The sequence below is a fragment of the Geomicrobium sp. JCM 19039 genome, from assembly GCF_000698145.1.
Lineage (GTDB): Bacteria > Bacillota > Bacilli > Bacillales > Marinococcaceae > Geomicrobium_A.
This window is the reverse complement of the sequence record NZ_BAXB01000033.1, coordinates 21,715-34,541: the sequence shown is the minus strand read 5'-3', so window position 1 is coordinate 34,541 and position 12,827 is coordinate 21,715. Positions and strand designations below refer to the sequence as shown.

Below are 12,827 nucleotides of genomic sequence, written 5' to 3'. Positions count from 1 at the left end.
TTTGGGTTGGAGGGATAGCGCGGTGCTGGTTGCTATTTTGCGCGCTAGTTCCCCCCATCTGCGCGCAAGTTTGCGCTTTTCACTGATTTTAGCGCCGATCTCGCCAAACTTGCGCGCAGTTTGTTCCAACTTGCGCGCAGATTCCAAGCTGAAGTGCCAACGACATGTCGGCCCCAGCGGGGCCGAAACCAAATCGGACTCGATTCGGCGCGGCTCGCGCCGATATCATGCTAGGTTTTTGGCTTGGCAATGAAAGGGATGGTTCTCTGAACCCGTTGCCGCAGGGGATGACGGCACATGCGGGCAAGACGAACGACCGTTCTACGCGCTAGTTTCCCCCATCTGCGCGCAAGTTTGCCTTTTGACCGATTTTAGCGCCAATTTCACCAAACTTGCGCGCAGATTCCAGGCTGAAGTGCCAACGACTTGTCGGCCCCAGCGGGGCCGACACCAAACCGGACTCGTTCGGCGCGGCTCGCGCCGGTATCATATGGATACTTCAGGGCGAGGATGTACATGTGACTTTGTAATCTGTTACCGAGTTCAGTTATTCTGTTCCCTAGTTTAGGAAAATGCACCGCTTTTCTTGCGATTTCCCCCAACTTGAGAACAGTTCAGTGGCAACTCGATCACAGTTTCCACTTTACCTAGCTTACCACTGGTTCTTGAAGAAATTATTTAGCTCAACTTATATAGCCTAAAAAGCAAGCAAGTTCGAGAAAACTCAACCATAGCGGATTACTACCTCATTCAGCGTCCTCATCCCCTGTGTTAACGACCAAATGAAATATTGTTTATTTTATTAATATAAGAACGGGACACTATTTTTTCAGCTCGCTCGTCCTGCCTTCAGTGCCTAGAAAACACGGTGATCGTATTTTGATCACCGATGTTGCTCTTGTACTCTGGAGTGCCTAGAAAACACGGTGATCGTATTTTGACCACCGATGTTGCTCTTGTATTGCACTTAAAGCACCCACAGTACAAATCTGGAAAATCTAATGTTCACCAGATGTAAATTACACAATTGCACATCATCCAAAATGCTAAGTCTCGCGAGCGCCGAACGTTTTAAACTAAAAGCAAACAATGGTACATTTCGATCAAGAAAAAGCCGGTTACCTGTATAGGGCAACCGGCTTTCAGTGTTTTTGCTCTTAGAAATTTCTTTATTCTTCAGCTTCGATGACGAAATCAGCCGTATCGTAAAATTGTTCTTTTTGCTCATTAAATGTTGTTGTGTAATCGTTGAATTGCTCTTTATACTCGTTCACGGATTGATACTGCTCATTGACGAGGTTAATTTGACCTTCAAGTTCTTCGAAAGACAACTCTTCATCTAGAAACATTTCATACAAGTCGAGGTCCATTTGCACGGCCTCTGTATAGCCTTCATATAATTCGGTATGCACTTGATAGCGCTGCTCCATCGCATCAAAAACGGCTTCTGCATCTTCTCGTAGTGAACCTTCCAAGTCATCGAGTAACGATTCTTCTTCCATAAAAGTCTCGTAGGCAGTGACGATGCTTTCTCGCTCTGTTTCCATACGACTGATTCTTTCGTTTGCAAGCTCTGAAGCTTGTGCAACAAGCCCTTCAATTTCATCCATGTCTTGAAGGCCAAGATTGACCATCTCTTCAAAAAGTTCGTATTCCTGTTCTTCAGCTTCAATTAACGGTGTTTGTTGCTCTTCAAATTCGTTCTCAAGTTCAATGGCATCTTCAATATTGATCATAAGTTCTTCTTCAGCCGATTCCATGCACCCAGCTAAAAGTAAAGTACCCAAAACAAATGGTCCTACATAAAGCAATCGTCTCATCAAAGAACGTCCCCCACCTCATTACGTACTTATCTTCAATAATCATATAGGATGATGTTAACCTTGCAAAGAAAAATATGGAAATATTAAGAGACATATGTCCTTCTAAAAAAATAGGCATTTATCCAGTCAAAAGCGATTCAGTTGCATACATTGTAGAGTAGTATCGCTTCAGGCGAAAACAAAAGGAGGGTTCACTCCATGTCTTATGGTTATGGCGGTTATGGTTATGGCGGCAACCCATGTTATGGAAACTACGGCGGCGGAGGCGGTTTTGGCGCTGGTCGCGGATTCGCGTTAATTGTCGTACTGTTTATCTTGTTGATCATCGTTGGCGCTTGCTACGGTGACAAGAAATAAAGAAGCGTTTCCTCAAAGAGACAGTCACTAGGTGGCTGTCTTTATTTTTCCTTTTTGTCTATGGTGGTTGTCTTCTGATATACTTAGCCCGTATGTAAAAACGTATGCAAGTCCGTGATCATTGATACGGCTTTGTTTTATATCGAGGGGGATAAATTGATGATACTGATGGACAATATCGTCCGTGAGGGCAGCCCGGTACTCCGGGAAGTGGCTAAAGAAGTTGATATGCCCGCAAGCGAGGAAGATTTGGCATTACTACAAGACATGCTTGACTATCTAAAAAACAGTCAAGACCCTGAAATCGCTGAAAAATACGATCTACGTCCTGGCAGTGGCCTTGCCGCACCTCAAGTCGGTGTTTCAAAACGAATGTTTGCCATTCATACGACCGATGAGAAAGATCAATTATATAGCTATGGTTTTATTAACCCTAAAATTGTGAGCCATTCTATTGAAGAAACGAGTTTGGAAAATGGGGAAGGTTGTTTATCTGTTGATCGCGAAGTTGAAGGGGAAGTTCCGCGTTACGCCCGTGTGAAACTACAAGCTGACACGCTCGAAGGCGAACGAGTAACTCTTCGATTAAGAGGGTACTTGGCCATTGTTGTTCAACACGAAATGGACCATCTAAACGGAATTATGTTTTATGACCGAATTGAAGGCTACGCAGGCCCTCATAAAAAGGAAGTACCTAGAACCGCACTATAACAAAGAACGGGCCTCGGAGGCCCGTTCTTTGTATAAATGATGAGTTAGATTAGGCCTAATTCTTTTAAACCGGCATGAATCCCTTCTTCATCAACGCTTTTTGTTATGAAATCCGCTGCTTGTTTCGTCTGCTCGGTTCCATTGCCCATCGCAACACCAACGCCTGCCGCTTGTAACATCTCAATGTCGTTTAAACCGTCTCCAAACGCAATTGTATCCTCCATTGGAATGTTTAACAGATCCGCTGCTTTTTGTATGCCGACCGCTTTTGAACCACCTGCAGGAACGATATCAACGGATAAATCATGCCACCTGACGAAATCAAATTCCGAAAATGCATGTTCATAATCGCTTGGATTCTCACCTTTTGTTGAGAACAATAGTGCTTGATACACTTCGCCATCCATAGGATTTTTGTGAATTGGAGGATACGGCAACAATAAGCTTTCCATACACTCTTTAATACGAGGGTGTGATAATTGATCGGTGCGCATCCCTGTGTGATCCATAAACACCATCGCATGGTCATTACGATGTGCCATCTCGAAAATGTTCTCTAACGCAGAAGAATGAAGCGACTTCGCTAACACAACGTCCCCATCAATGACAACGTATGAGCCATTAAACAATGTGGGAAATGATTCCGAGCTTTTCCATTAATGACGTATACATAAACGGGGACCGTCCCGTTGCAATTAACACATGATGCCCCTTTTCCTGAAGCGCTCTCACTGCGCTAACTGTTACATCCGACATCTGTTTATCTTCATTATAAATCGTGCCATCAATGTCGAGAAAAATCGCTTTTGTTTTCATATCATCACTCCACTCTAAAATCAACCAAGCTTCTTTCATTATGAAGGAAAGTGCGCTTACTGAAAAGAAAAAACGCCTAGCTTTGTTTCCAACAATTAACGATCCATCACTTGTATGTGAACGAGCCAATCATCGCAAATTATAAGGTAACACGCATCAAAACGGGAGAAATTGCCAATGCGGTTTGCTAAACGGATGAAAATACGCTAAAATAAGGTAACTGTCTGCTGAGCTTGTTGTGATGTGGAAGTGCCCTCCCCTCTTTGAAAAACATCGGCCGAGCATTGTTAATCACTGAGGGACCACGACTACTGTATAAGCTCGATAAGTGAACGGATTTCTTTTTTTGTATGGTGTATGGATGAATATGGTCGCTCTTTTGAAGCGTTGCCATTGGGCAACGTTTTTATCTGAGTATCCACATATACCTTACGCAATAAATTAATAAACAAGGAGAGATTTGACAAAGTGATCTACAAAGTAATGTACCAGTCGAACGCCAAAGAGGTTCCTGTACGTGAAAAAACAGGAGCTCTCTATGTAGAAGCAAATGATGAGCGTGACGTTCGACGTAAACTAGCAAAAGACGAATTAAACATTGAATTTATTCAACCATTATCAGGCGCCCATCTTGAATATGAGCAGAGTAAGCCTGACTATAAGTTGGAGAAACGCTAATGAAACAATTGCAACAAGACCAAGTTGCTGTTTTCGCTCTTGGAGGGCTTGGCGAAATCGGCAAGAACACATATGCAGTTGAATATAAAGATGAGATTGTTATTATTGATGCAGGAATAATGTTCCCAGAAGATGAGTTGCTCGGCATCGACTACGTTATTCCTGATTATACGTACCTCTCTCGTAACGAAGACAAAATTGTCGGGCTCTTCATCACCCACGGCCATGAAGACCATATCGGAGGAATTCCGTATTTATTACGTGAAATTAACGTTCCAGTATATGGCGGAAAGTTAGCCAATGGGCTTTTACGTGGGAAATTAGAAGAGCACGGCTTGCTTCGAAGAACGAAAATGATTGAGCTAAACGAAGATGATGAAATTTCTTTCAAACACTTGAAAATATCCTTTTTTAGAACGACGCACAGTATTCCTGACGCGCTAGGAATTGTTGTAAATACGCCCGAAGGCAATATTGTTCATACCGGCGATTTTAAATTCGATTTTACACCTGTTGGTGAACCTGCGAACTTAACAAAAATGGCTGAGCTTGGTGCAGAAGGTGTGCTTTGTTTACTGTCTGATAGCACAAATTCAGAAGTCCCCGGTTTTACGATGTCAGAAAGAAAAGTCGGCGACAGCATCGAGAACATCTTTAGACAAGTTGATGGCCGTGTCATTTTTGCGACGTTTGCCTCTAACATTCACCGATTGCAACAAGTCGTACAATCAGCGGTGAAACACGGGCGTAAGATCGCTGTATTTGGACGTAGCATGGAGTCCGCCCTTACGATTGGACAAGAACTCGGCTACATTCAAGCACCTAAAGATACGTTTGTCGAGACGAATCAATTAAGTCGAATTCCCGACAACGAAATTACGATTCTTTGCACCGGTTCTCAAGGAGAGCCCATGGCAGCATTGTCACGAATTGCTCACGGAACACACCGTCAGATTCAAATCATTCCTGGCGATACCGTTGTCTTCTCGAGCTCGCCAATTCCTGGTAATACGCTAAGTGTGAACAAGATTATTAATCAACTGTTCCGTGCAGGTGCGAATGTCATTCACGGGTCATTAAATGATATTCATACATCAGGTCACGGTAGCCAAGAAGAGCAGAAGCTCATGCTTCGATTAATGAAGCCGAAATACTTCTTCCCGATCCACGGGGAATACCGCATGCTCGTCAGCCACAAAAAACTTGCGATTGATTGCGGCATTGCCGAAGAGAATATCTTTATTATGGATATTGGTGAAGTTCTAGCACTGAAGCAAAATGAAGCGAAAAAGATCGGTAAAGTTCCTTCAGGTTCTGTTTATGTCGACGGTAATGGCATTGGTGACATCGGCAACATCGTCTTACGTGACCGTAGAATCTTGTCAGAAGAAGGTCTCGTCGTCGTCGTCGTATCACTCGACATGACGAACTTTAAAGTATCTGCAGGCCCTGACATTATTTCTCGTGGGTTTGTTTATATGCGTGAGTCATCTCACCTCATTCACGACGCTCAAAAGATGTTAGACAAGCACCTTCGTGAACTTATGGACCAAAAAACAACACAGTGGTCAGAGATCAAGAACGAGATTATCGAGCTTCTCTCTCCATTCCTTTACGAGAAAACAAAACGCAAACCGATGATTTTACCAATCATCATGGAAGTATAACGACGTTCAGCGATTTCCAATTGGAAATCGCTGTTTTTTATCGTAACAACCGTTTAATTCTTTGTTCTAATGTGCCGAGGTGATCTTGACCTTGTTGAAAGTACCTCATCTGTCCTGATGCATCAAACAAATAAAATGCAGGAATGAAATTATAGCCAAATGCATCTGATAGCAGCGCTTCTTCATCAATAGCAAGAGGTGCATCCAGACCGGCCCTTTTTGCTTGTTTCGTCACTTCCGCATCATCTTCTGGCTCTAAATTAACAGAAACGGCATGTATGTGAGATTCGTACTTCTTCATTAACGCGGACACATCCGGCAATGTCGTTAAACATGAATCACAACTTAACGTCCAAAAGTGGACGAGGTAAGGTTGGTCATGAGTCGCTCTAGGCGGTAGCTGATTCAGCCACTTTACATTGGCTGTTAGATCTGGCATAGATGAACCAATTTTTAAACCCATCTTAAGCTCCCCCTTCTCGGTGTTTCGATTATCTTACTCAACAGGGTAAGCTTTTGTTCCGAGAAGTTAGACCATCCCTAGCATCGTATGTGACATGTTCACACTATGCTGGTGAATGCGAAGCATTAAGTTCATTAGATCCGAGAAAACAACACTTACCGTGCTGCTTGAACCTGAACCGTAATAGAAATGTTCATACCGCATTTCTCTTTCCATGCGCTGGATTTTTGGATTGTTATAAATCACTTGTAATGCCTCTTCTTCTCGATTGTTTGAAAAGGCTTTTGACGCATGGGAAAATCCTTGTTCGACTTCTTCAAACAACTGCTGAATTTTTTCACGCTCCCAATCATTCAACATCTTATGTTTGTTCTCCAGCTTATTCATTGCCCGTGCCATCTCTTTCATCACGTTTGTCAAACGTTCTAAATCATTGTTTACATATAATAATTTGAGTGCTTCCTCAGATTCTTTATCATTTAAGTTGTTTTCCATAATTCTTTGCAAATGATGATAGGTAGCTTTATAGACAACATCAATGACTCGCTCTTGTTGAACGACTTGTTGCCGAGCTTTATCATCTTCAATCATGCTAAGTAAATGGGGAAACATATGCTCACTCACCCGTTTGGTCACAACTTCAAGCTCTTTTCTCGCCTGCAACAAGCCGACTGCCGGTATTGCACTTGCGTCCCGATCAAGGTGCTTTACGTATTTAGAAGGCAATTCTTTTTTCGGCATGAGCTTGGTCATCCACACCGCAAATCGGTCGCAAAACGGCAGTAGTATAAACAAGTTCACGAGATTAAATAACGTATGAGAATTCGCAATTTGCCGTTCAATCTCCCCGCCAAAAAGTGGTAAAATCGCGACAAAGATACTCGTTAACGGTAAGAAGATGAGCACACCGATTCCTTTAAAAATTGCATGGGCTACTGCCGCACGTTGAGCATCTTTCGAAGCCGTTACGCTTGAGATGAGGGCAGTAAATACCGTACCAAAATTCGCACCATAAACGATTGCAACACCCGCTTCCAGACTAATTGAACCGTTGGCAGCAAGGGCCATCGCAAGGGCAATGGTGGCTGCGCTGTTTTGAACAATTGCGGTAAATAAAGCAGCGACAACGATGGCTAGCAAGGGTTGCTCAGAAATGGCAGCTAAGTATTCCATAAATACCGGGTCCGTTTGCAACGGCTCCATCGCCGCAGTCATAATTCCCATTCCAAAAAACACAAAACCAAAACCGAGAACGATCGACCCGTATGCACGCATCTTCACATTCATAAGAAATAACAAAACCCCAAGCGTCACAAACGCAAGGGCGTAATCGGTAATGCTAAATGCAATGAGCTGGACGGTAATGGTTGTTCCAACGGCTGAGCCTAACATGATGCCAAGTGCTCTTCGTAAGCTAATCAGGCCGGCATTGACAAAGCGACCGTCATCACGGTCGCTGCTGTTGAAGACTGCATAACAGCCGCTAAAACAATGCCTGCAATCGCACCATAAAATTGATTCTTCGTAACTTTTTGAAGAAAGACTTTCAGGTGGTTAGACGCGGACTGTTTTAACCCGTCACTCGCAATCCACATGCCATACAAAAAGATCGCAAGTCCCCCAAGCAGTTGGAGACTAATCTGAATCCAATCCATACACGACACCTTCTTCTTGACTTTCCTTTAACTTGCGAACAATGTTAACAACATGGTCCGCAATTCGCTCTTGGTATCTCGCAACAAGAAAAAAAGGCGCTAGCGAATCAATTCGTAAAGGGTCTTGTTTCATCTCTGTAGATAACTGTTTTTGCGTCGTATAAAATAACGCATCGACGCGTTCATCTTGCTGTTCAAGCGCGTCGTAGTCTTGATAGTCTTTTTCTTTCATCATTGAAAGCGCATGTGACATCATCTCTAAACTAATGTGATTCATTTCACGAACAGCTTGTTCAACTTTTTCACTATTGTATTGCGTTTTAGGGTCGGTCGGTCGTTCCTTAGCGATTTCGGCAATGTTCACAATTTGATCACCCATTCGCTCTAGTTCCCTAGCCACCCTCATCATTGATGTAAGAATACGCAGCTCATGAGGTAGAGGGGGCTGAAGCATAATCAAGTTTAGTACATCGGTGTGTACTTTTTGATCAAAGCGATCAATCGTTTCATCTTCAGAGATGAGCTGGATGGCGTGCTTTTCGTCTTTGGAAAATAGTGCAGTAGGAACACGCTCCATTTGCATTTTCGTCGCCAATCCCATTTTGTATAATTGTTTTTCGATCTTTCTCATTTCTTGATGAAAATATTTCATTTTGTACATGTGAGCCCACCTCTCTTATTAGAGCGTATGAAAAAGGCTCTAAAATCATGATTCGCACATGATCCTGTCTGAGATGATCCCATCTACTCCGAGCTGCTTCATCGCTGACAAATCATTCTGCTCATTTACGGTGTACGGAAAAACCTTGAGGTTGTTGGATTTGAAGTCTAGAACATCCTCCGCTTGAATGGTCCGAAAGTGTGGGTGTACCGAATAGATCGAATGCGGCTGAAAGGAACGTAAATAATTTTCTATTTTCACAATTCTGGAATTGAGCAAAAGTCCGATGTGAACATTTGCAGCCCTTTCTTTCACGCGAACAAGAGAATGATGATCAAAGGAAGAAACAATCGTAGTTCCATACGTTCGTAGGTTTGAATCGCTTGCACGACAAGGTCTTCAATCCCTTCATAAAAGGAAGGGATGTTTTTAATCTCAACGTTGATGAGTGTTTCTTTCGGCATGCATTCAAACACTTCTGACAATGTTGGGATCTTCTCACCTCTGTAGGCTTCGCTATACCAACTTCCAGCATCGTGCGTCTTTAATTGGTCGAGCGTCATATCCGCGACTTTCCCTTCACCATTCGTTGTACGGTTAATCGATTCATCATGAATGACGATTAATTCCCCATCCAATGATCGGTGCACATCTAATTCAATGCCATCTGCTCCTTTTTGAATGGCTTGTTGAAATGCAGCTAATGTATTTTCTGGGGCTTTTGCTGAATAACCGCGATGAGCTATATACAAAATGAATCTTCCTTTCAAGAATTGCTATGACGTTAATTTTAGTGAACCTCTATAAAGTTGTCAATGTGGGCGATATGCGGGACACGCCAATCATTGGACGTGTCCCGATCGTTCGCTTATTTGTTCATCGCTTGTTGTAGATAACCAATCACATGCTCAACTGCTACTGGAATCGCTTCTTCTTTTGGATTTAGCGTAGGCTCATGTAATCCAGCTTCTCCATCAACACCGAGCCAAAACATAAAACCTGGCACGTCGTCTAAGAAAAAGCCGAAATCTTCCCCGGTCATGGCGCGCTCAGATTCAACAAATTGAACGTTTGGTTGCTTCTTCGTCCAATTTATGAAATCATTCGTTTTCGTTGCATCGTTCCACACTTGTTTGTATGCAGAACCCCACTCAATCACAACTTCACAATTAAAACTTTCAGCAATGCCTCTGCACATGCTTGTGACATGTTTTTGCACACGATCCATCGAGTCTTTTGAAAGCGTGCGAATCGTCCCTTCTGTGCTGGCGCGAGAGGCGACAATGTTCTCCTTCGTACCGCTTTCGAGCTTCCCAATCGAGATAACCGCACTATCAATCGGGTCAATTCTACGGGAGATGACCGACTGCAACTGCGTAATTAAGTAACTAGATGCCACAACCATATCATTCGCTTCATGAGGGTAAGCGGCATGTCCACTTTTACCGCGCAAATGGAGATTAAACTCTGCCGTATTCGCAAACAATAACCCTTCTTTCGTGGCCACTGTCCCGACCGCTAGATGAGGGTGGACGTGAAGTGCCATCATCCAATCCGGGCGCAAAGCTTCGTATTCTTTACTCTGAATCATCGGTTCTGCCCCGCCTGGCCCTTCTTCTGCCGGCTGAAAAATAAACAGGAGATTGTCTTTGGGTTGCCGTTCACTAAAGTATGATAGGAGCGAAAGCGCGATCGTCATATGCAAGTCATGTCCACAAGCGTGCATGAACCCTTCATGTACAGATGAATAGGGCAAGCCCGTTTGTTCTGTCATCGGTAGACCATCAATATCGGTCCGGTATCCAATCGTTTGTTCAGGTGCATACCCATCGATGTTCACAAAATATCCTGTTTGCCATTCGGTAATGCGCATATGTTTCTGGTCTAAGTTATCAAGATAATGACGGATCGTTTTGCTCGTTTCCCACTCCTTAAACCCTTCTTCAGGAATCTGATGAAGTTCTTGGCGAATGTGATACATCTGTTCCTTCGTATACATGGCAATGCTCCCCCTATAAAGAAACTCCCGCTCATGTTGATCGGGAGTCTTAACTCATGTTTAGTCTTCTTTAAGCTTACGAAGCTCTGCTTTAATTTCTGTTTTCCCACGCGTACCTTCATCGATGTCTTTGATGACACGTGCAGGTGTTCCAGCAACAACAACATTCTCTGGAACATCTTCAGTAACAATTGCGCCTGCTGCAACAACAGCGCCTTTTCCAACACGAACACCTTCCAAAATCACAGCGTTCGCACCAACAACAACCTCATCTTCCACGATCACTGGCTGTGCAGATGGTGGTTCAACAACACCTGCGAGTACAGCTCCAGCTCCGATGTGGCAGTTTTTGCCGACCGTTGCACGACCGCCCATAACGACATTCATATCAATCATCGTACCTTCACCTACAACGGCTCCGATGTTAATGCTTGCCCCCATCATAATGACGGAATTGTCACCGATAATGACTTGGTCGCGGATAATCGCACCTGGCTCAATGCGTGCTTTAATATTCTTCATATCAAGCAAAGGAATTGCCGAATTCCGTCGATCATTCTCAACCACATAGTCCTGAATTTTTGCTTCATTTCCTAAAAGAGCTTCTTGGACTGCTTTCCACTCTCCAAAAACAACTGCACCTGACTCATTAGGGAAGACTTTTGCATCTTCACCAAAATTCATATCACGAACATCTCCGTTAATGTACACTTTTACCGGAGTAGATTTCTCGCTCTCAGAAATAAACTTTACAATTTCATGTCCATCCATCATTTTCATGGTTCATCCTCCAAACGATCATTCGTATCATTTTTTCCTATTCTAGATTATCATAACACTGCATTGAACAAAAGCATTACGACTGCTTGTCCTCTAAATTGTCATCAGTACCTTCTGTGAGTAAGTGCAACTCATCGTTAATGTACAAGTCTTGAGATGGCATTGCAAAGTCGACATTTTCTTCACGAAGGATTTCCAAAATCCGCAAGTTCAGCTGCTCTTTAACTTTCAGCCATTCTTCCCAGTTTGTCGTATTCGTGAACAAGTAGAACATCAGTTCAATGCCAGACTCTTGCAACTCGTGTAAACGGACGAAGATCGTTTCTTGATTGATCGCTTCATTTCCTTTCAATTCACTTTCAATCCGCTCTCTAGCCACTTTTAACGAATCCATTGGTGTATCATATCGAAATTGGATTTCAAAAGCGATTTGCCTCTTCGTCATCTCAGACCAATTCGTGATCGGTTCGTGAGCGAGTGTTGAGTTTGGCACTGTAACGAGCCCTTCAGAAAATGTTCTGACCTTTGTACTCCGAAAAGAGATGTCTTCTACAATTCCTTCAACAGTTGCGTCTCAATCCAATCGTCTTTTCTAAATGGCTTCTCTGTAACGATAATGATCCCGCCAAACAAATTGCCAATCGTGTCTTGAGCTGCAAGGGCAAAAGCAAGACCACCAAGCCCTAGACCGGCAACAAAACCGTTAATATCAAAACCAAACGTATCAAGAATGACCACGACAGTTAGCGCGACGATCAATACGCGCAACAACTTAGAAAGGAAAGGTACGAGCATACTGTCCTCCCCGGAATCGAGGCGCATGCTTAACTTTTTAAACAGATTTGATGATGTTCCAGATACGTTAAAGAACCCCCATCCGAACATTAAGATCACACTGGAACGAAAGAACGTGTTCACAACTTCCATTCGCCTTTCAACAGCTGCTGTCGGATCATCCGGCACTAGGTATTGAATGGCAAGATACAAACCTAAAATCACAAAGAAAAAGCGAACCGGTCGTTGAAAAGACAACAAGATATTCGGAAGTAGCTCACTTTTGCTTTTTCGTGATAGTCGTAAAATAAAGGCAAACACATACCGGGTGAACACTTTTCTAAGAAATAAAAAGAACATAATGATTATAAATGCGACGACATATTGAAGCCATGGATACATGGCTAGCCAGTCGTGGTACATATCTAACAACGAAATCCCTC

The 12,827-nt window shown here is 43.2% G+C and carries 12 protein-coding genes and 3 pseudogenes; 4 read left to right on the top strand and 11 right to left on the bottom strand.

Annotation, left to right across the window (positions count from 1 at the left end):
- Nucleotides 1-1,169: 1,169 nt before the first annotated feature.
- Entirely contained in the window at nucleotides 1,170-1,820 is a 651-nt protein-coding gene (locus JCM19039_RS19680) for a YkyA family protein (protein ID WP_042430495.1), read from the bottom strand.
- A 201-nt stretch (nucleotides 1,821-2,021) separates the two neighbouring features.
- Here JCM19039_RS19680 and JCM19039_RS23445 point away from each other — a divergent pair, with 201 nt between their 5' ends.
- Nucleotides 2,022-2,180: a YjcZ family sporulation protein gene (locus JCM19039_RS23445; protein WP_081829240.1), complete on the top strand. Its 159-nt coding sequence runs from the start codon at nucleotides 2,022-2,024 to the stop codon at nucleotides 2,178-2,180.
- A gap of 159 nt (nucleotides 2,181-2,339) precedes the next feature.
- Nucleotides 2,340-2,891: a peptide deformylase gene (def, locus tag JCM19039_RS19675; protein ID WP_193744310.1), complete on the top strand. Its 552-nt coding sequence runs from the start codon at nucleotides 2,340-2,342 to the stop codon at nucleotides 2,889-2,891.
- A gap of 44 nt (nucleotides 2,892-2,935) precedes the next feature.
- On the opposite strand, the pseudogene JCM19039_RS19670 reads toward def, so the two are convergent.
- Nucleotides 2,936-3,647: pseudogene (locus JCM19039_RS19670) on the bottom strand (Cof-type HAD-IIB family hydrolase).
- A gap of 528 nt (nucleotides 3,648-4,175) precedes the next feature.
- On the opposite strand from JCM19039_RS19670, the gene JCM19039_RS19665 reads away from it, so the two are divergent.
- Entirely contained in the window at nucleotides 4,176-4,385 is a 210-nt protein-coding gene (locus JCM19039_RS19665; RefSeq protein ID WP_042400973.1) for a DNA-dependent RNA polymerase subunit epsilon, read from the top strand.
- Nucleotides 4,385-6,052, top strand: a complete 1,668-nt coding sequence (rnjA, locus tag JCM19039_RS19660) for a ribonuclease J1 (RefSeq protein WP_042430490.1) — start codon at nucleotides 4,385-4,387, stop codon at nucleotides 6,050-6,052. Before JCM19039_RS19665 ends, rnjA begins: the two co-directional genes overlap by 1 nt.
- A 37-nt stretch (nucleotides 6,053-6,089) precedes the next feature.
- On the opposite strand, the gene JCM19039_RS19655 is transcribed toward rnjA, so the two are convergent.
- The 9 genes and pseudogenes from JCM19039_RS19655 to JCM19039_RS28230 form a co-directional block, all read right to left on the bottom strand.
- Nucleotides 6,090-6,515: a TlpA disulfide reductase family protein gene (locus JCM19039_RS19655; protein ID WP_042430486.1), complete on the bottom strand. Its 426-nt coding sequence runs from the start codon at nucleotides 6,513-6,515 to the stop codon at nucleotides 6,090-6,092.
- 66 nt (nucleotides 6,516-6,581) lie between these two features.
- Nucleotides 6,582-8,110 (bottom strand): annotated as a pseudogene (locus JCM19039_RS28245) (Na/Pi cotransporter family protein).
- A gap of 40 nt (nucleotides 8,111-8,150) precedes the next feature.
- A complete protein-coding gene (phoU, locus tag JCM19039_RS22695) occupies nucleotides 8,151-8,831 on the bottom strand; it encodes a phosphate signaling complex protein PhoU (protein WP_052398983.1) in 681 nt (226 codons plus the stop codon).
- A gap of 45 nt (nucleotides 8,832-8,876) precedes the next feature.
- Complete coding sequence (locus tag JCM19039_RS28240) at nucleotides 8,877-9,146, bottom strand: glycerophosphodiester phosphodiesterase (RefSeq protein ID WP_373976169.1); 270 nt, start codon at nucleotides 9,144-9,146, stop codon at nucleotides 8,877-8,879.
- Nucleotides 9,143-9,583: a glycerophosphodiester phosphodiesterase family protein gene (locus JCM19039_RS22690; RefSeq protein WP_052398982.1), complete on the bottom strand. Its 441-nt coding sequence runs from the start codon at nucleotides 9,581-9,583 to the stop codon at nucleotides 9,143-9,145. Before JCM19039_RS22690 ends, JCM19039_RS28240 begins: the two co-directional genes overlap by 4 nt.
- A gap of 116 nt (nucleotides 9,584-9,699) precedes the next feature.
- The gene (locus JCM19039_RS19630; protein ID WP_042430481.1) at nucleotides 9,700-10,830 is read right to left on the bottom strand and encodes an N-acetyldiaminopimelate deacetylase; all 1,131 of its coding nucleotides are present in this window, start codon (nucleotides 10,828-10,830) and stop codon (nucleotides 9,700-9,702) included.
- A gap of 60 nt (nucleotides 10,831-10,890) precedes the next feature.
- On the bottom strand, nucleotides 10,891-11,610 hold the full coding sequence (dapD, locus tag JCM19039_RS19625; RefSeq protein WP_042430477.1) for a 2,3,4,5-tetrahydropyridine-2,6-dicarboxylate N-acetyltransferase: 720 nt from the start codon (nucleotides 11,608-11,610) through the stop codon (nucleotides 10,891-10,893).
- A gap of 76 nt (nucleotides 11,611-11,686) precedes the next feature.
- Nucleotides 11,687-12,103 (bottom strand): mechanosensitive ion channel domain-containing protein, encoded by a 417-nt coding sequence (locus tag JCM19039_RS28235; RefSeq protein ID WP_052398981.1) that lies wholly within the window; start codon nucleotides 12,101-12,103, stop codon nucleotides 11,687-11,689.
- A 15-nt stretch (nucleotides 12,104-12,118) separates the two neighbouring features.
- Nucleotides 12,119-12,405 (bottom strand): annotated as a pseudogene (locus JCM19039_RS28230) (mechanosensitive ion channel family protein); the annotation flags it as partial.
- Between the last annotated feature and the right edge of the window lie 422 nt (nucleotides 12,406-12,827).